The sequence below is a fragment of the Pseudomonas sp. AK106 genome, from assembly GCF_053903055.1.
Genome location: NZ_CP096426.1, coordinates 3,288,602 through 3,305,603, shown reverse-complemented (window position 1 = coordinate 3,305,603; position 17,002 = coordinate 3,288,602). Strand labels below are relative to the sequence as shown.

Genomic DNA, 17,002 nt, shown 5'->3' with positions numbered 1-17,002 from the left:
ATCAGTAGTGCAGTACCGCGACCGCATTCTTTTTCAGCAGCTCCTGGTACAGATCAGCGTAGGGTTCTACCGCTTTGTGCCAATCGAACGGAGCGGCCATGGCGCGGCAGCGCATGGCGTTGAGCAACAGAGGGCTTTCGAAGACCTTGAAGGCGCGGGTCAGGGCGTCGGTGTAGCTTTCGACGGTGGATTCGTCGAACAGAAAGCCGGTGCAGCCGTCTTCAATGGTGTCCGCCAGGCCGCCCGTGCGACGTGCGACCGGCAGCGAGCCAAAGCGCTGTGCGTACATCTGGCTAAGGCCGCAAGGCTCATAGCGGGAAGGCATCAGCAGAAAGTCACTGCCGGCGAACATGCGACGTGCGTCGGTTTCGTTGAAGCCCACCCGCACGCTGACCTGACCCGGGAAACGGGCGGCGAGGTCGCGCATGGCGTCTTCTTCTTCAGGCTCGCCACGGCCGATGATCGCGATCTGGCCGCCGTTGTTGACGATGTGCTCGGCCACGCCAATGGTCAGGTCCAGACCCTTTTGGTAAACCAGACGGGAGACTACGGCGAACAGTGGTCCAGTGGACGGCTCCAGTTCGAACAGCTCGCGCACGTAGTCAGCGTTGATTTCCTTGCGGGTCCACTCATTCGGGGCGAAGCGGCAAATCAGGTGTTCGTCGGTGGCCGCGTCCCAGCTCTCGTCGATGCCGTTGGGGATGCCGCTGAGCTGACCGCGGTCGGCCTTGCTCTGCAGGAAACCTTCCAGGCCGCAACCGAAATCCGCCGTGGTGATTTCCTTGGCGTAGGTCGCACTCACGGTGGTGATGTGGCTGGAGTAGGCCATGCCCGCTTTGATGAACGACAGCTGGCCGTAAAATTCCATGCCCTCCGGGTTCAGTGCCGAGTCCGGAATGCCCAGCTCCCGGCTGGAGGCAATGCTCACAAAGCCCTGATACGCCAGGTTGTGAATGGTGAAAATCGACGGCGTGGTCTGGCCGCGCCATTTCATGTACGCCGGCGCCAGGCCTGCTGGCCAGTCGTGGGCGTGAACCAGCTCGGGGCACCATTGGGTCTTCACCGCGCCGGCTGCGAAGTCGGCGGCCGCCAGGCCCAGACGGGCAAAACGGATATGGTTGTCGGACCAGTCGCGGCCGTCATTGTCACCGTAGGGCGTGCCTTCACGCTCGTACAACTCGGGACAGATCAGGACGTAGATGACCAGACCGTCTTTCATGTCCATCCGGCCGATCTTGCAGGGAGGCAGCGCGGCGTGGCCGGGCAGCTCGCTGATGATGTGGATCGGATTGCCGCTATTGATGACCTGCGGATAGCCGGGAATCAGCACGCGTACATCGTGCAGGTGGCGCATGGCGCGCGGCAGTGCGGCAGACACATCGCCCAGGCCGCCGGTTTTCACCAGGTCGGCCATCTCTGAAGTCACGAACAGGACTTTCTTGCGGGTAACCGAAGAAACCACTGGTTGAACAGGAGGCAGTTGCAGCACAGGTGCGCTCGTCGTTGCGAAGACCGGCAGATGGGTCAGCTCGCTGGCCGGCTGATTAAAACTCTCTCCCTTCTGGGTTTTGACAGCGGCACTAATCATCGTTTTCTCCAGTTCGATATGCAGTGTTGGTACAGCACTTAGTTGTAAGCGGCCATTTCCTATGGCCAGGCACACAAGACCTACGCAAGATCGATACCCATTTACCGACTGCAGATAAAGGAACAAGGTGAAAGCGTACTCTGCTTCGATTTTTCAACAGCATAGTTGCTCTATTCACATGACCCCGGCGCCTGTGTAGAAGTTTCGACAATTTTTCCGGGCCGTGTCTGGCATGCGGGGTTGCGATCCGGTGCATCCTGTCATTCGGGGAGTTCTGCCGATCTGCAAGCCCCGGAATGCGCCGTTGTGGAGCATGGGGTGTCGGCCTGTATAACGGGGTGCCGCCGGTCGGATTGTTGGACAATCATCGTGCCGATGGTCTACTCCCGCGTAGGGCCTGCACTTTTGTGGGACGCGGGACGCACATTTCGATAGCGCTGCCTTTTCTCGGTGCGTGCCGGAAGAAATCCTGACCGATCAGAGACATTTCCTACTTCTGTATAAGGATATTTTTGCGGCCAAGGCGTTAGAATCGCCGCCACGCGGCACGTCGGCACACTGAGTCGAGCGCCTGTTGAGGTTTCTCCAGCGGTAGAGGAAGTCAATGCAAGCCCCTGAGGTTCTGGTACTGCAAGCCAGCTATAGCAATTCGGTTCACGCTGAAGCCATCGGGTTTCTGCTCAATCAATACGCCGAGGACGCGATGGGCGGTGGGAAGTCGCTGTCCACGGACACTCGTCAGCAGTTGGCGATCGAACTGGCCAAGCGCCCTCATGCGTTCAGCGTGCTGGCGTTCATCGCCGGCGAGCCGGTTGGCCTGGTCAACTGTTTCGAAGGGTTCTCGACCTTCGCCTGCCGGCCCTTGGTTAACGTCCATGATGTGGTAGTGATCGCCTCGGCCAGAGGGCAGGGCATCAGTCAGAAGATGCTGGCGAAGGTCGAGGAAATCGCCCGCCAGCGCGGCTGCTGCAAAATCACCCTCGAAGTGCTGGAAGGCAACGAAGCCGCCAAAGGCGCCTACCGCAAGCTCGGTTTCGCCGACTACCAGCTAGACCCGCAGATGGGGCGAGCGTTGTTTTGGCAAAAAGCGCTGTAGCTGAGCGCTGTTAGTGGGACCGGCTTCAGCCGGGAAGAGGCCGGTATGAACAGCCTCAATTTTGCGGTGTGACGCCTGACGCTTTCCCGGCTGAAGCCGGTCCTACCAAGGCGTTCACTCACGCTCCTGCAAACGCACGCAATAATGCGTTCACTCACGCTCCCGCTAAACGCACGCAATAATGCGCAAATCCTTTGTAACAGTTCTGTCCTGTAAGGCGATTCCGAGAGCGCGATAGGATCGCCTCCCGTATTGCTTTCAGGACTCACATGTCGCTCTCTCTGGAACCTCCCAGTCGCCGATCCCTTTCGAACAGGATTCCAGGCGTTCATTCCGCGTCATCACCCTTAAACAAGATTTCTATCTGGCTCGACCCACTTTGCCGTGTGTCGGGCGTTTTCGTGTCTGTCCCATTGATCGAGAAGGAGCGCTGACCCATGGAATGGATTGCTGATCCCACGGCGTGGCTTGGCCTGTTGACCCTTATCGTGCTTGAGCTGGTGCTCGGCATCGACAACCTGGTGTTCATCGCCATCCTCGCCGACAAGTTGCCGCCTGAGCAGCGCGACCGCGCGCGTGTGCTGGGCTTGTCTCTGGCGTTGATCATGCGTCTGGGCCTGCTCGCGAGCATTTCGTGGATGGTCACGCTGACCGAGCCGCTGTTCGAGATTTTCGAGAAGAGCTTTTCCGGTCGCGACCTGATCATGCTGTTTGGCGGCGTGTTCCTGCTGTTCAAGGCGACCATGGAATTGCACGAGCGGCTGGAAGGCCACGTCGCCCAGCGGGCCGGCAGTACGACCTACGCGCTGTTCTGGCCCATCGTCGCGCAGATCGTCGTGCTCGATGCGGTGTTCTCCCTGGACGCTGTGATCACCGCCGTGGGCATGGTCGATGAGCTGTCGATCATGATGATCGCCGTGGTGTTCTCGATCGCCATCATGATCATCGCCAGCAAGCCGCTGACCGCCTTCGTCAACGCGCACCCGACGGTGATCATGCTGTGCCTGGGCTTTCTGATGATGATCGGCTTCAGCCTGACCGCCGACGGCCTGGGGTTCCATATTCCCAAGGGCTATCTGTACGCGGCCATCGGTTTCTCGATCCTGATCGAGGTGTTCAACCAGATTGCCCGTGCCCGTCGCAAGCGCAGCGTCAAAGGCGACCTGCCGCGCCGCGAACGCACGGCCCACGCCGTGTTGCGCCTGCTGGGTGGCCGCAGGCCGAGTGCCGAGGAGGTCGGTGAGGAGATCGCCGACATGCTCGATGGCGACAGCGAAGAGGTGGTGTTCGATCGCCGCGAGCGGGTGATGATCAGCGGCGTGCTGCAGTTGGCTCAGCGGCCCATTCGCGGTGTGATGACGGTGCGCAACGACGTCGACGTGATCGATCTGGATGACACGCCGGAAGGCATTCGCCAGCGACTGGTCAACTCACCGTACTCACGGCTGCCGTTGATCCGCGGGGGCCGTATCGACGAGCCGCTGGGCTTTGTGCACAAGAAGGAAATGCTCAATGCCTGGCTGTCCGGTGCCGAGCCGAACATCGAACACCTGGCTCGACCGACGCTCAATCTGCTGGAGAGTTTCTCGATCCTCAACGCCCTGGAACAGATGCGCGCCCAGTCCACGCACATTGCGTTCGTGATCAACGAATTCGGCGATTTCGCCGGCATCCTGACCATGACCGACATCCTCGAATCCATCGCCGGCGAGTTGCCGGACGCCAGCGAAATCGAGGGCCCGGACTTGATCGAAGAGGGCGAGGGCGTGCTGGTCAACGCCGCCATGAACTTGAGCCACCTGCGCGAACGCATCGGCTTCAAGGCGCGGGCGACCGGGGACTACCAGACCCTGGCCGGACTGGTGGTGAGCCTGCTGGATCGCTTGCCGGTGACAGGTGATGAGCTGCAATGGGAAGGCTGGCACATCAAGGTCGTGCAAGTGCAGGAGCGGCGGGTGACCCGCGTACTGTTGCGGCAGACGCCGTCAGCATAACCTCCGCTGACGCCTACTTATCCCGGCGGAAACAAAAAAGGCCTGCATTGCGCAGGCCTTTTCGTTTGGAGCGAACGTTACTTCGCCTCTATTACTTGTTCACCACCTGAGGCATGGCGCCGGGCTGGCTGGCGGCCTTCTCCATGTGAGCAAAGTCACTCAAGCCCTTCGGCGCATACGGGTCGCCGATCAGTCGAGGGCGCGCCTTGAAGTCCAGGCTGACCAGGCTCTTGGTGGTATCGAGTTCATCAAAGCTCAGCCCTGCCAGTTGCGCCCAGGTGTGGATCAGGTTGGAACTGGTGTAAGGACGGTCGTGGATGCTCTCGAAATTCCAGTCATGGGTCTGCTTCCACTTCGGCGAGGCGTAGGCAATGAAGGGCACGGTGTACATCGGGATCGTCGGCTTGTTCTCGTTGCGGCCCAGGGTATTGCGGCCTGGCGAGTCATAGACGTCTTCGCCGTGGTCCGAGAGGTACAGCAGGAAGCCGTTCGGGTCGGCCTTGCCGTATTCCTTGATCAGGCTGGAGACCACAAAATCGTTGTACAGCACGGCGTTGTCGTAGCTGTTGTAGAACTCCAGCTTGCTGTCATCGATGTCCGCCGGCACGCCCTCACGTCCGCTGAATTTCGCGAATTCTTCCGGGAAGCGGTACTGATAAGCCATGTGCGTGCCGAGCAGGTGAACCACAATCAGTTTGCGCGGCGCGGCATCGGTCAGTGCCTTGGCGAACGGCGCGAGCACGTCGCCGTCGTACTGGCGGGCGTTCTGGTTGCGGTTGTTGTTCAGATAGACCTGCTCGTCAGCCTGCTCGGAGAAGGTGGTCAGCATCGTGTTGCGCTTGGTCATCGTCTGCTGGTTGGTGATCCAGAAGGTCTTGTAGCCCGCCTGTTTCATCACGCTGACGATGGACGGCGTCTTCAGGTAAAGGTCCGGGTTTTCCTCGTCGGCGAAGGTCAATACCTGCTGCAGGGCCTCGATGGTGTAAGGCCGTGGGGTGATGACGTTGTTGAACACCTGCAACTGGTCCTTCATGGCGTCCAGGTTCGGCGTCGTCTGGCGCGGGTAGCCGTACAGATGCATGCGCCCGCGGTTGGTCGACTCGCCAATCACCAGCACCAGGGTGGTGGGCAGGTTAGCTTGCTGGTCCTTGAGATTTTTCAGTGGAGCGATGTTGCTGCTGCTGGTCAGCATGTCCTGCATGCCATCCAGCTGCTGGGTGTAACGGTGATAGGCAACGATCATCTGCCATGGCACCGCCGGCTCGATGCGCGACTCGAACGCTTCGAGGGCCGAGGCGGTGTCGTCGTGGCGGGCGAACTGCTTGGCCAGCGGGTAACCGATGATGCCGATCAACAGTGCGGCGGCCACGGCGTACGCGCGAGGGCGCGGCATGTACACCGGGCGAAGGCGGGTCCACAGGAATATCGCGAACGCGGTGTGGGCGATGAACGCCAGCACGATCCACCACGCGAAGTACTGGGTCATGTATTCGCCGGCTTCAGAGATGTTCGATTCGAACATGATGAAGATGACGCTCTGGGAAAACTCCTGCTGGTAAATGAAGAAGTAACCCAGGCTCGCCATGGAGCAGGCCCACAGAACCACCCCGATGACGGCCGCCATGACCCGGGTCTTTTGCGGGAACATCAGCATGGGCGCGAGCCAGATGCCGCTGATCACGAACGCCTGACGGAAGCCGGCAAAACCGGTGATACCGGTCAGCTGAATAAGCAGCTGGGTGATGCCCGAGAAATACCAGAAAAACACGAACAGCCAGATGATGCCCGCCCAGTCGAACCCTTTCGGAGTCGCAGTGCTCCGTTTCATCGTTGTCATCAAGCGCTCCGCTATAGACCTTTTCAGGCGGCAGAACACCGCCTGAACTCATTCCAGTGCCAGCAATTGGCCAGCAACCAACCTGTTAAGGGTCGGGATTATGTTTTCAGACGGGTGAAAATTTTGTCACGCGGGGCGTTGCGAAAACGGTGAAACCGGCTATGGGCCTCAATCGCAGTCCAGGCGGGGAACGTAACAACGTGTGTCGGGTCCGACGGAGGGTCGAAAGGGGCGTCGAGCGCGCGGCATTGCGAGTACAGGCAGGGGAGTGCGAGGGATGCGCCGGCAAGCCTGCAGATCAGGCTTGCCTTGGGAGGAGGGGTGTCGCGGATCAGGCGTGCAGGGCGTTGCTGCTGCCGATGAGCTGGGCGTGCTGCAGCATCGAAGTCAGCTGGGCGACTTTCTTCTGCAATACGGCGCGTTCTTCCCTGAGCTGGCGCAGCTCGTCACGACGGATTGTGACGTAAAGGGTCTGTGGAGCGTTGGCTGTCATTACTGTGCCCATTGCACACCTCGCAAATGGCGGATTCAACTTCATAAGGTTCAAGCAAGGACGCCTGCTACCTGGCATGTCCTGCTCACTACCTCTATCGGCCGGGATTCTGATTTCTTTTGCGTAAAAAAGGAACTTTTTTATTTTTGATTGTCGCGAACGTTTCTTGATCGCGAAAACGTGCGTCATAGGGCAGTCTTGCAGACCTCTGTGCCCCTGCACATGAAACTTTTTTCACCGGGAAACCATAGTTTGCCTCCCCGGACTAACCCACTATGCGGCACTGGGCTATAAACTGAGGCACCTCTGAATTTGATTAAGGAGCACCTCTACATGCAACTCGGGATTGTTGGACTAGGCCGCATGGGCGGCAACATCGCACGTCGACTGATGCTCAATGGCCACACGACTGTGGTCTATGATCGCGATGAGAAGTCTCGCACCGTGCTCGCCAACGAAGGTTCAACGCCAGCCCATGACCTCGCGTCACTGGTTGCGGCGCTGGAAAAACCGCGGGCCGTCTGGGTGATGTTGCCTGCTGGCGCTCCAACCGAAGACACCATCAACGAGCTGGCCACTTTGCTCGATGCCGACGACGTGATCATCGACGGCGGCAACACCTTCTACAAGGACGACGTCCGTCGCTCCCTCGCCCTTAAAGACAAGAACCTGCACTACGTCGATGTCGGCACCTCGGGCGGCGTCTGGGGTCTGGAACGCGGCTACTGCATGATGATCGGCGGCGAAACCGACGTCGTCACGCGCCTTGACCCGATCTTCAAGACCCTGGCCCCGGGCATTGGCGACATCCCGCGCACCAGGGATCGTGCCAAGGACGCCGACCCGCGTGCCGAACACGGTTACATCCACGCCGGTCCGCCGGGCGCCGGGCACTTCGTCAAGATGATCCACAACGGCATCGAGTACGGCATGATGCAGGCCTTCGCCGAAGGCTTCGACATCCTCAAGACCAAGAATTCGGACAACCTCCCGGTTGAACAGCGCTTCGACCTGAACCTGGGCGACATCGCCGAAGTCTGGCGTCGCGGCAGCGTGGTGTCTTCCTGGCTGCTCGACCTGACCGCCGACGCACTGGCCACCGACCCTCAGCTCAACGCCTATTCCGGTTCCGTGGCCGACAGCGGTGAAGGCCGCTGGACCATCGAAGCGGCCATGGAGCAGGCGGTACCGGTTCCCGTGCTGTCCACTTCGCTGTTCGCCCGCTTCCGCTCCCGTCAACAAAGCACGTACGGCGACAAGATGCTGTCCGCCATGCGTTTTGGATTCGGTGGTCATAAGGAACCAAAATAATGGGTTTATCCCGCAGCAAGCAGAATGCGCCGGTCGCTCCGGCGACCACGCTGTTCCTCTTCGGCGCCCATGGTGACCTGGTCAAACGGCTGTTGATGCCGGCCCTCTATAACCTGTTTCGCGACGGGTTGGTGGGGGAGGACCTGCACATCGTCGGCGTTGACCACAACACCGTCAGCGATGCCGATTTCGCCAAGAAGCTCGAAGACTTCATACGTCAGGAGGCGGCCAGCAAGGTCGCCCAGGGCGGCGAAGAGCCTCTGGATCCGGCGCTGTGGGGCAGCCTGTCGAAGCGCATCACTTACATCACCGGCGATTTTCTCGACGATTCCACGTATTCGGACATCGACGCGAAGATCAAGAGCACGGGCACCCGCAACGCCGTGTTCTACTTGGCGACTGCGCCGCGTTTCTTCAGTGAGGTGACGCAGCGTCTGGGCTCTTCCGGGCTGATGGTCGAGGACGACGAGAGCTTTCGTCGCGTGGTGATCGAGAAGCCGTTCGGCCACGATCTGCCCAGTGCGGTGGCCCTGAACAACTGCTTGCTGAAGGTCATGAGCGAGAAGCAGATCTACCGGATCGACCACTATCTGGGCAAGGAAACGGTGCAGAACATTTTGGTCAGCCGTTTCTCCAACGGCCTGTTCGAGTCGTTCTGGAATAACCACTACATCGACCACGTGCAGATCACCGCAGCCGAAACCGTGGGCGTTGAAACCCGTGGCAGCTTCTACGAAACCACCGGTGCCCTGCGGGACATGGTGCCCAATCACCTGTTCCAGCTGCTGGCGATGGTAGCGATGGAGCCGCCGGCTGCATTCGGTGCCGATGCCGTGCGCGGCGAAAAGGCCAAGGTGGTCGGCGCGATCCGGCCCTGGTCGGAAATGGAAGCGCTGGCCAATTCGGTGCGCGGTCAGTACGCCGAGAGCAACATCGACGGCAAGCCCGTCACCGGTTACCGCCAGGAAGACCGTGTCGATCCCGAGAGCAACACCGAGACCTACGTCGCACTCAAGGTCATGATCGATAACTGGCGCTGGATGGGCGTGCCGTTCTACCTGCGCACTGGCAAGCGCATGAGCGTGCGCGACACCGAGATCGCCATCTGCTTCAAGCCTGCGCCGTATGCCCAGTTTCGCGACACCGATGTCGACAGCGTCGCGCCGAATTTCCTCAAGATCCAGATCCAGCCTGACGAAGGCATGTGGTTCGATCTGCAGGCGAAGAAGCCCGGCCCGACCCTCGACATGCAGACCATTGAATTGGGTTTCGCCTACAAGGACTTCTTCGAGATGCAGCCGTCGACCGGGTACGAAACCCTGATCTACGACTGCCTGACCGGTGACCAGACCCTGTTCCAGCGTGCCGACAACATTGAAAACGGTTGGCGTGCCGTGCAGCCGTTCATCGATGCCTGGGCCAAGGATCCGCAGGTGGACCTCTACCACGCGGGCGAGGACGGGCCCTCGGAGGCCGATGAGTTGCTGGCCCGTGACGGCCGCACATGGCAGCGCCTGGGATGAGTGACGCTTCGCAGTCCCTCATCCAGTTCATGTTGTCCGACATCGATGGCACGCTGCTGCACCCCGATCACAGCCTGAGCCAGGCCAACATCGATGCGGTGCGCAAGCTGCAGGAGGCCGGGATTCATTTCTCGGTCGCCAGCAGCCGGCCCCCTCGGGCCATGCGGCAGCAGATCGAAGCCCTGGGCATCACGCTGCCGACCGTGGCGTTCAACGGTGCCAACATCATCAATCCTGACGGCAGCCTGCTGAAGGCCCACCGCATCAATGCCGCCGCGGCGCGCACCAGCCTCGAGCTGTTCGCCAGCGAGGCGGTGGCGGTCTGGGTGTTCGCCGACGACCAGTGGCTGCTGCTCAATCCCGAAGGGGATTACGTCGACCACGAGCGCAACACGCTGGGCTACGACTTCGTTCATGTCGCCAGCTTTGACGACTACCTGGACCGCATCGACAAGATCGTCGCGGCGAGCAAGGACTTCGAGCTGCTCAAGCGCCTGGAGGTCAAGCTCAACCCGCTGATCGCCGAGTCCGCACTGGCGGCGCGTTCGCAGTCCTATTACCTCGACGTCACCGCACTGGACGCCAACAAGGGCACTGCCCTTGAGACGCTGGCCGATGCGTTGGGCGTCCCGCTGGCCCACACCGCCGCGATCGGCGATGCGGGCAACGACGTGGCGATGTTCCTGCGCGCCGGGTTGTCGATTGCCATGGGGCAGGCCGAAGTGGGCGTGAAGACCCAAGCCAACTACGTTACCGACAGCAATGCCGATGACGGGCTGGCCAGGGCCATTGAGCGATACATCCTGCCCCGTTGATTCGGGGCGGCGATTGCGCTGCTACTCATGGGTTCAGCTACTCAAGGGCACGGCGCACAACAACACTAACGTGCTCACCGAGAGGGATAACTGCCCGATGGCTGTGTTGATTGAAGACTACGCGCTGCTCGGCAACTGCCGGACCGCCGCGCTCGTGGCCCGCGACGGGTCACTGGACTGGCTGTGTTTCCCGCGCTTTGATGCGCCAGCCTGTTTCGCCGCGCTGCTGGGTGACAGCAACAACGGGCGCTGGAAGCTGGCCCCGGTTGACGGCCGCGCCCGGACGCGCCGCAGCTATCGCGACGGCACACTGATTCTCGAAACCCTCTTCACCACCGACACCGGACAGGCGTTGCTCATCGATTTCATGCCCATGGAGATCGACAGCAGCGTGGTGCGCATCGTCGTCGGCGTGGAAGGGCGCGTGGATTTCTCCATGGACCTGGCGATTCGCTTTGACTACGGCAGCACGGTGCCGTGGGTCGAGAAGCGCGAGCCGCACACCATGACCGCCGTTGCCGGCCCGGACATGCTGGTGCTGCGCACGCCTGCCGAACTGCACCCGATGGACCACCACACCGAGAGCCTGTTCAGCGTTGAAGCAGGCCAGCGGCTGGGTTTCGCGCTGTCCTGGCAGGTCTCCCACGAGCCGGTGCGTGGGGGCTTCGATATGGAGTTGGCGCTGCAGCAGACCGAAACGTTCTGGCGGGGTTTTTCTGACCGCTGCCCGGATGTCGGCCCCTGGACGGATCAGGTCAAACGTTCGCTGATCACCCTCAAAGCCATGACCTACGCGCCCACCGGCGGGATCGTCGCAGCGGTGACCACGTCGCTGCCCGAACAGTTGGGCGGCGAGCGCAACTGGGATTACCGCTTCTGCTGGCTGCGCGATGCGACCATGACCCTGCTGGCGTTCATGAACCTGGGCTATTTCGAAGAAGCGACTGCGTGGCGCAACTGGCTGCTGCGCTCCATCGCCGGCAACCCGGATCAAGTCCAGATCATGTACGGCCTGGCAGGCGAGCGACGTTTGCTGGAGTATGAATTGCCTTGGCTGGCCGGTTACGCGCAATCGCGTCCGGTGCGGGTGGGCAACGGCGCGGCCAGTCAGGTGCAGTTGGACGTCTACGGCGAAGTCGCCGACGCCATGACCCAAGCCCTTAAAAACGGATTGCCGGCGCTGCCGCGCGGCACGGAAATCCAGAAAGTGATCATGCCGTTTCTGGAAAAAGTCTGGCATCAACCGGACGCCGGCATTTGGGAAATCCGTTCGGCGCCGCGGCACTTCACCCATTCCAAAGTCATGGCCTGGGTGTCGTTCGACCGCAATGCCGGGGTGTTGGCCAAGAGCGATGACCCGGAAGACCGCGAGCGGGGACGGCACTATCGGCATGTTGCCGATCAGATTCACGCCGACGTCTGCGCCAACGGTTACGACGCCGCACTGGGCAGCTTCGTGCAGACCTACGGCGGCCAGGAAATGGACGCCAGTCTGCTGCAGATCGCGCTCACCGGCTTCCTCCCCGTCGACGACCCCCGCGTCACCGGCACCGTCACGCGGATAGAACAATCGCTGATGAAAGACGGCCTGCTATTGCGCTACGACAGCGAGCGCAGCACCGATGGCGTGTCGGGCAGCGAAGGGACGTTCCTGGTGTGCTCGTTCTGGCTCGCCGACGTCTACGTGCTCCAAGGCCGCGACGAAGAAGCCCAACTCCTCTTCGAACGCCTGTGCGGTCTGTGCAACGACGTCGGCCTCCTCGCCGAACAATACGACCCCCAGCAAAACCGCATGCTCGGCAACTTCCCCCAGGCTTTCAGCCACATCGGCATCATCAACACCGCCCTCAACCTGCACCGCGTCATCTGCCCCGTAAAAACCCGCGCGACCCCACAGCCCTAGTGGAACAGGTCCAGGCGATCGTGCCGATCAGCGGGACCGGCTTTAGCCGGGAAGGCGTCAGGCGCTAGACCGATGGATTGAGGCTGCTCACAGGGGCCTCTTCCCGGCTAAAGCCAGTCCCACTAAAAGCACCGCATCCACCCTGTAGGACCGGCTTCAGCCGGAAAGCTTTTGCTGTTGATTTTGATCTTCATACGCAAAAAGCCCAGACACCGCAGAACGCGACTTGGGTGCAGGCTGAACGCAGGTTTCGCGGAGTGGGCCGAGCCGCATGGATGCGGAGAGAGCGCCGTCAGGACATGGATGTCCGTTCGGCGCGGGCCCACGGAGCGAGACCGGAGTGAGGGTACTCCGACGAAGGTGGAGCCCAACCAGGAGCACAAGCCCTTGGTTACTTGGGGCTTTATCAAGTAACTCGCCGGAGGCGAAATGTCTGCCGTTAGGCAGACCCCTCTCAGCCGCACCGCGCACTCGGGGACACGCGCACTCGGGGACAGATTAATTTACGATGAAGCGCTGTAAATAAATCAGTCCCCTCACCAGTCCGTCCCCTCACCAGTCCCCTCACCGCGCCTTACGAAACGTAAAATTGATCCGCTGCTCCCCCAGCTCCGGATGCTCCGCCTGCCGAATCGGCAGCACCCCATGAAAGCGCAACCGATCAACCCCGCCCCACACCACCACATCCCCATGAAACAACGGCACCCGCTGAGTCGGATCACCGCGCCCATGACCACCGAACAAAAACATCGCCGGCAACCCCAGCGACACCGACACCACCGGCCACTCCAAACCGCGCTCATCCTTATCCTGATGAAGCGACATCTTCGCCCCGGGAATATAACGATTGATCAGGCACGCATCCGGCACAAACCCCTCAAACCCCGCCGCCGAGGCCGCCGCCACCGCCAGCTCCATCAAAACCTCGGGCATCGCCGGCCACGGCTGACCCGTCATGGGATCGACCGGAGAATAGGCATAGCCACTTCGGTCTGTCGTCCAGCCGAACTCCCCACAACTGCTCAGCGCCACCGACATCGTGTAACCACCGGGCGTGACCATGTTGCGGAACGGCGCCTGCGCAAGAACCGACTCCAGCGCAGGCAGCAATGACTCGATAAAGGGCAGGGCGAAGCCACGGAACACAAACGACTCCGGCCCGATCTGCTCCCGGGAAGGCAACTGCGGCGTGTCCTCCGCGAACAGATCAAACGTCGCCGGCGTCGTGCCTTTGCGCTGCATCACCATGGGCGTCCCCGATCCAGATTTCGCCTACAGCGCTTTGCTGACCTTCACATCGCTGATGACATCATCACCGTCGGCGTGCATTTTCTGCAGGGCTGCCAGGGCTTCCTCGGTGGAAGGGGACTGCAACAGGGCAAATTCGAAACGACGCTCACCGTTGAGCTTGTAGCTGATCGCGTATTTGACGACGGGGGCAGGGGTGCTCACATTTGACTCCTTGGAAACGCTGACCGGATGTTCGCAAAAAAACCACAAAGATTTCACGTCGTCCGGTGTTCAATGGCGCCTTAGCTCAGACGCGAGGACGAGCGGCGGACGATCTTGATGGAATGGGTGAAAGCGGTTTTGCGCCCGCCATGGCTGTCCAGTTTGCGGCCAGCGGTGTCGATGGTGATGTTCCAGAAGCCGGTGCTGGGCACCGCGATCTTGGCAGGGAAACGGTCAAATGCGCCGCCGTGGTAAGTGTGACGGCCGCCGTTCTTGAAGCTGCGGAAGTTGGCATCACTCATCAGGCGTATGTTGCAAAGCTGGGAGCACTCGATGACGACCATGTCGTCTTCGTTGAGGTGCTCGCGCTGGTGAACGAATTTCATGGGTGTCTCCGGAGACAGCGTTCTCGAAAACCCGAAACGATAGCACGGCGAGCCTGGGCATTGATCATCCCGGCGGGTTTTATTGCGCTGCCCTCAGCCCGAATCAGCGCAGCGCTGACAGCAAGGCTGGCAGTTAAAAAAGCAGGCGTGCGGGATTTAATCCGGGTCAGGCTTGTCGTAAGGACCTTTACTGGAGGGATTGTATGAAATTGGCGGTTGTTATTCTGGCCCTGGCGATGACCGGCTGCGCCACAGTTACAGACATTGAACACACCCCGGCGACCATGAGTGTGATGTCCGGCAAGTCGCCGAAGGATTATGCCGCGTGCTTTGTCGGACGTATCTCCGACAGCCGCAAGCCGCCGCAGATCGAGCCGCACAAAGAGGGCCTGCGCATCATCGTTCCACAGAAGCTGCTGAGCAGTGATCCTGCTGCCATCGTCGACATCGAGACCCGCTCCGGCGGCAGCTCGATCAAGCTGTTCGAGCGCATGTCGAACAACCCGCTGCGACCCAAAGACGTGCAGCATGCCGTGACGGCCTGTATCTCGGGCGAATGACGCGGTTGAGACAGCATCAGGAAGTGACGTGGGTACAGCGGTAAACGGCCAGCGACGTTATTTGCAGACCACCAGCACCGTGCGGTTTTTATAGTTGCCGACATCGACACCCAGGGTCTTGTCATCTTCCTTGGGTTGCGGCGTGCCATTAGTGCTGACGATGTTGTAGCCGGTGCCCGCGCAGGAAGCGTCAGCCTTTTCGTAGCAAGCGGCCCAGGACATGGCTTCGCCGGAGCAGTCGATGCTCAACGCCTGTTTGCCGTCTTTGAGGTAGGTGTTCTGCGCAGTCGCGCAACCGGTCAAGGCCAGTACAGCAATGACGGATAAGATCTTGATCATGGTGGAATGCTTCGCGATGAGGGCCGGTGTGGGGTGAGCTGCTTTGGGATTGCTAGTCTCAGACTTGGGGTGGGTGCCATCGTTCCGGCATCACCCGACATTTTTTGCAGGGTGCGCGTGCTGAGTTAACCGCACATGAGCACCGCTGGACCCGAGCTGCGCCCGGGCCATGCCCCATTGCGGGGCTGGCCGGGTCAGGGGATCAGTCTTTCTTGTCAGCCCGACGACGCGGGGCTGGTGTGTCTTCGAATACGGCGGCGACTTCAATGGCGCTGCTCTCGCTGGAGAACGGGCCTGCCACGGCTTCACCGTCGTGGCCGACCAGCCACCATTGGCCGTCCTGGAGTTTCTTGATCTGGTACCCGTTCACGCTTTTAACTTCAGACATCGACTTGTCTCGATTAGTGATTCAGGCGCCCATGATAGTCGGCAAATGCCAAAGGGCAATCGCACAATTTCCCACGGGGGATGGCGAACAGAGCTACGCTTGCGAAGGTCACCGAACGGCGGTTACGCGGCGCTGGATGCCCTCGTCTGACGGACAGCATGGAATTCCAGTAATCAGTGGGTGAAGCGTGGCGAGGCAGCGGGTTACTGAGCTATTTGCGGAACTATCTGCGGAACTATCTGCGTCAGCGTTCCTCTACCTAGGCAGCGAACGGCCAGTAGCGGCATTGTAAGGTTATCGCCGCCTCATTAGACTGCGCCGCAACACCCCCAGCTCATCAAGGATTTATATGATCAAGAAATGCTTGTTCCCTGCAGCCGGATACGGCACTCGCTTTTTGCCAGCGACCAAGGCCATGCCCAAAGAGATGCTGGCAGTTGTTAACAAGCCACTGATCCAATACGGCGTAGAAGAGGCATTGGAGGCCGGCTTGACCGAAATCTCCATCGTCACTGGCCGCGGCAAGCGCGCGCTGGAAGACCACTTCGACATCAGCTACGAGCTCGAACACCAGATCAAAGGCACCGACAAAGAGAAATACCTGGTCGGCATCCGCAAACTGATCGACGAATGCAGCTTCTCCTACACCCGTCAAACCGAAATGAAAGGTCTGGGCCACGCAATTCTCAGCGGCCGGCCTCTGATTGGCAACGAAGCATTTGCCGTGGTTCTGGCAGATGACTTGTGTGTCAATCCCGGCGGTGACGGTGTCCTGGAGCAGATGGTCAAGCTGCACAAGCAGTACAAATGCTCGATCGTCGCCATTCAGGAAGTGCCTGCCGATCAGACTCACAAATACGGCGTGATCGCGGGTGAAGAGATCAAGCCTGGCCTGTTCCGCGTGACCGACATGGTCGAGAAGCCAAAGCCTGAAGATGCGCCTTCGAATCTGGCGATCATTGGTCGTTATATCCTCACGCCGGACATTTTCGAGAAAATCGAGCAGACCGAGCCGGGCAAAGGCGGTGAAATCCAGATCACTGACGCTTTGATGAAGCAAGCTGCTGAAGGCAACGTACTGGCCTACAAATTCCAGGGCACGCGTTTCGATTGCGGCGGTGCGGCCGGTTACGTCGAAGCCACCAACTTCTGCTTCGAGCATTTCTACAAAGAACTGTAATCAGCACATGACAGCGGTTGTACTGGCTTTTGCCACGCCGCTGTATGTAAGACAAAGCCACCTTCGGGTGGCTTTGTCGTTTCTGCCCTGCGGAACTTGCCGAGCGCGCTCAAGCGGTTATGCTAGCGCATCGCTTA

At 60.3% G+C, this 17,002-nt stretch carries 16 protein-coding genes; 8 read left to right on the top strand and 8 right to left on the bottom strand.

Annotation, left to right across the window (positions count from 1 at the left end; all coding sequences use genetic code 11):
* Window position 1: 1 nt before the first annotated feature.
* On the bottom strand, window positions 2-1,588 hold the full coding sequence (gene glgA / locus M1E04_RS14680) for a glycogen synthase GlgA (RefSeq protein ID WP_065987170.1): 1,587 nt from the start codon (window positions 1,586-1,588) through the stop codon (window positions 2-4).
* 604 nt (window positions 1,589-2,192) lie between these two features.
* Between glgA and M1E04_RS14675 the strand changes: the two genes are divergently transcribed.
* Together M1E04_RS14675 and M1E04_RS14670 are read left to right on the top strand one after the other, a co-directional pair.
* Window positions 2,193-2,684 (top strand): GNAT family N-acetyltransferase, encoded by a 492-nt coding sequence (locus M1E04_RS14675; RefSeq protein ID WP_192135939.1) that lies wholly within the window; start codon window positions 2,193-2,195, stop codon window positions 2,682-2,684.
* Window positions 2,685-3,121: 437 nt separating this feature from the next.
* The gene (locus M1E04_RS14670; RefSeq protein WP_456291575.1) at window positions 3,122-4,678 is read left to right on the top strand and encodes a TerC family protein; all 1,557 of its coding nucleotides are present in this window, start codon (window positions 3,122-3,124) and stop codon (window positions 4,676-4,678) included.
* A 91-nt stretch (window positions 4,679-4,769) separates the two neighbouring features.
* Here M1E04_RS14670 and M1E04_RS14665 read toward each other — a convergent pair whose 3' ends face one another.
* The gene (locus tag M1E04_RS14665; RefSeq protein WP_065987176.1) at window positions 4,770-6,515 is read right to left on the bottom strand and encodes a phosphoethanolamine transferase CptA; all 1,746 of its coding nucleotides are present in this window, start codon (window positions 6,513-6,515) and stop codon (window positions 4,770-4,772) included.
* Between the two features lie 331 nt (window positions 6,516-6,846).
* The gene (locus M1E04_RS14660; protein WP_141695114.1) at window positions 6,847-7,020 is read right to left on the bottom strand and encodes a DUF6026 family protein; all 174 of its coding nucleotides are present in this window, start codon (window positions 7,018-7,020) and stop codon (window positions 6,847-6,849) included.
* 321 nt (window positions 7,021-7,341) lie between these two features.
* On the opposite strand from M1E04_RS14660, the gene gnd reads away from it, so the two are divergent.
* The 4 genes from gnd to M1E04_RS14640 all read left to right on the top strand — a co-directional run bounded on the left by gnd (window position 7,342) and on the right by M1E04_RS14640 (window position 12,560).
* Window positions 7,342-8,319, top strand: coding sequence for a phosphogluconate dehydrogenase (NAD(+)-dependent, decarboxylating) (gene gnd, locus M1E04_RS14655; protein ID WP_065987181.1), 978 nt, complete (start codon window positions 7,342-7,344; stop codon window positions 8,317-8,319).
* Complete coding sequence (gene zwf / locus M1E04_RS14650; protein ID WP_192135945.1) at window positions 8,319-9,842, top strand: glucose-6-phosphate dehydrogenase; 1,524 nt, start codon at window positions 8,319-8,321, stop codon at window positions 9,840-9,842. The genes gnd and zwf overlap by 1 nt, the downstream gene beginning before the upstream one ends.
* A complete protein-coding gene (locus M1E04_RS14645; RefSeq protein WP_192135946.1) occupies window positions 9,839-10,657 on the top strand; it encodes an HAD family hydrolase in 819 nt (272 codons plus the stop codon). Before zwf ends, M1E04_RS14645 begins: the two co-directional genes overlap by 4 nt.
* Before the next feature lie 97 nt (window positions 10,658-10,754).
* Complete coding sequence (locus M1E04_RS14640; RefSeq protein WP_456291574.1) at window positions 10,755-12,560, top strand: glycoside hydrolase family 15 protein; 1,806 nt, start codon at window positions 10,755-10,757, stop codon at window positions 12,558-12,560.
* Window positions 12,561-13,124: 564 nt separating this feature from the next.
* On the opposite strand, the gene alkB is transcribed toward M1E04_RS14640, so the two are convergent.
* The 3 genes from alkB to M1E04_RS14625 form a co-directional block, all read right to left on the bottom strand.
* Window positions 13,125-13,802, bottom strand: coding sequence for a DNA oxidative demethylase AlkB (alkB, locus tag M1E04_RS14635; protein ID WP_369320114.1), 678 nt, complete (start codon window positions 13,800-13,802; stop codon window positions 13,125-13,127).
* Window positions 13,803-13,832: 30 nt separating this feature from the next.
* Window positions 13,833-14,012, bottom strand: coding sequence for a hypothetical protein (locus tag M1E04_RS14630; protein ID WP_296310002.1), 180 nt, complete (start codon window positions 14,010-14,012; stop codon window positions 13,833-13,835).
* 80 nt (window positions 14,013-14,092) lie between these two features.
* On the bottom strand, window positions 14,093-14,398 hold the full coding sequence (locus M1E04_RS14625) for a DUF1883 domain-containing protein (protein ID WP_037010615.1): 306 nt from the start codon (window positions 14,396-14,398) through the stop codon (window positions 14,093-14,095).
* Between the two features lie 203 nt (window positions 14,399-14,601).
* On the opposite strand from M1E04_RS14625, the gene M1E04_RS14620 reads away from it, so the two are divergent.
* Window positions 14,602-14,958: a hypothetical protein gene (locus tag M1E04_RS14620; protein WP_065987190.1), complete on the top strand. Its 357-nt coding sequence runs from the start codon at window positions 14,602-14,604 to the stop codon at window positions 14,956-14,958.
* A gap of 57 nt (window positions 14,959-15,015) precedes the next feature.
* On the opposite strand, the gene M1E04_RS14615 is transcribed toward M1E04_RS14620, so the two are convergent.
* Window positions 15,016-15,297, bottom strand: coding sequence for a hypothetical protein (locus M1E04_RS14615; protein ID WP_065987192.1), 282 nt, complete (start codon window positions 15,295-15,297; stop codon window positions 15,016-15,018).
* 202 nt (window positions 15,298-15,499) lie between these two features.
* Entirely contained in the window at window positions 15,500-15,685 is a 186-nt protein-coding gene (locus M1E04_RS14610; protein ID WP_065987194.1) for a hypothetical protein, read from the bottom strand.
* Between the two features lie 349 nt (window positions 15,686-16,034).
* Between M1E04_RS14610 and galU the strand changes: the two genes are divergently transcribed.
* Window positions 16,035-16,865, top strand: coding sequence for a UTP--glucose-1-phosphate uridylyltransferase GalU (gene galU, locus M1E04_RS14605; protein WP_296310007.1), 831 nt, complete (start codon window positions 16,035-16,037; stop codon window positions 16,863-16,865).
* Window positions 16,866-17,002: the final 137 nt, after the last annotated feature.

Coding starts and splice junctions, on each gene's coding strand:
- glgA (WP_065987170.1), bottom strand. CDS start 1,588: ATGATTAGTGCCGCTGTCAAAACCCAGAAGGGAGAGAGTTTTAATCAG.
- M1E04_RS14675 (WP_192135939.1), top strand. CDS start 2,193: ATGCAAGCCCCTGAGGTTCTGGTACTGCAAGCCAGCTATAGCAATTCG.
- M1E04_RS14670 (WP_456291575.1), top strand. CDS start 3,122: ATGGAATGGATTGCTGATCCCACGGCGTGGCTTGGCCTGTTGACCCTT.
- M1E04_RS14665 (WP_065987176.1), bottom strand. CDS start 6,515: ATGACAACGATGAAACGGAGCACTGCGACTCCGAAAGGGTTCGACTGG.
- M1E04_RS14660 (WP_141695114.1), bottom strand. CDS start 7,020: ATGGGCACAGTAATGACAGCCAACGCTCCACAGACCCTTTACGTCACA.
- gnd (WP_065987181.1), top strand. CDS start 7,342: ATGCAACTCGGGATTGTTGGACTAGGCCGCATGGGCGGCAACATCGCA.
- zwf (WP_192135945.1), top strand. CDS start 8,319: ATGGGTTTATCCCGCAGCAAGCAGAATGCGCCGGTCGCTCCGGCGACC.
- M1E04_RS14645 (WP_192135946.1), top strand. CDS start 9,839: ATGAGTGACGCTTCGCAGTCCCTCATCCAGTTCATGTTGTCCGACATC.
- M1E04_RS14640 (WP_456291574.1), top strand. CDS start 10,755: ATGGCTGTGTTGATTGAAGACTACGCGCTGCTCGGCAACTGCCGGACC.
- alkB (WP_369320114.1), bottom strand. CDS start 13,802: ATGCAGCGCAAAGGCACGACGCCGGCGACGTTTGATCTGTTCGCGGAG.
- M1E04_RS14625 (WP_037010615.1), bottom strand. CDS start 14,398: ATGAAATTCGTTCACCAGCGCGAGCACCTCAACGAAGACGACATGGTC.
- M1E04_RS14620 (WP_065987190.1), top strand. CDS start 14,602: ATGAAATTGGCGGTTGTTATTCTGGCCCTGGCGATGACCGGCTGCGCC.
- M1E04_RS14615 (WP_065987192.1), bottom strand. CDS start 15,297: ATGATCAAGATCTTATCCGTCATTGCTGTACTGGCCTTGACCGGTTGC.
- M1E04_RS14610 (WP_065987194.1), bottom strand. CDS start 15,685: ATGTCTGAAGTTAAAAGCGTGAACGGGTACCAGATCAAGAAACTCCAG.
- galU (WP_296310007.1), top strand. CDS start 16,035: ATGATCAAGAAATGCTTGTTCCCTGCAGCCGGATACGGCACTCGCTTT.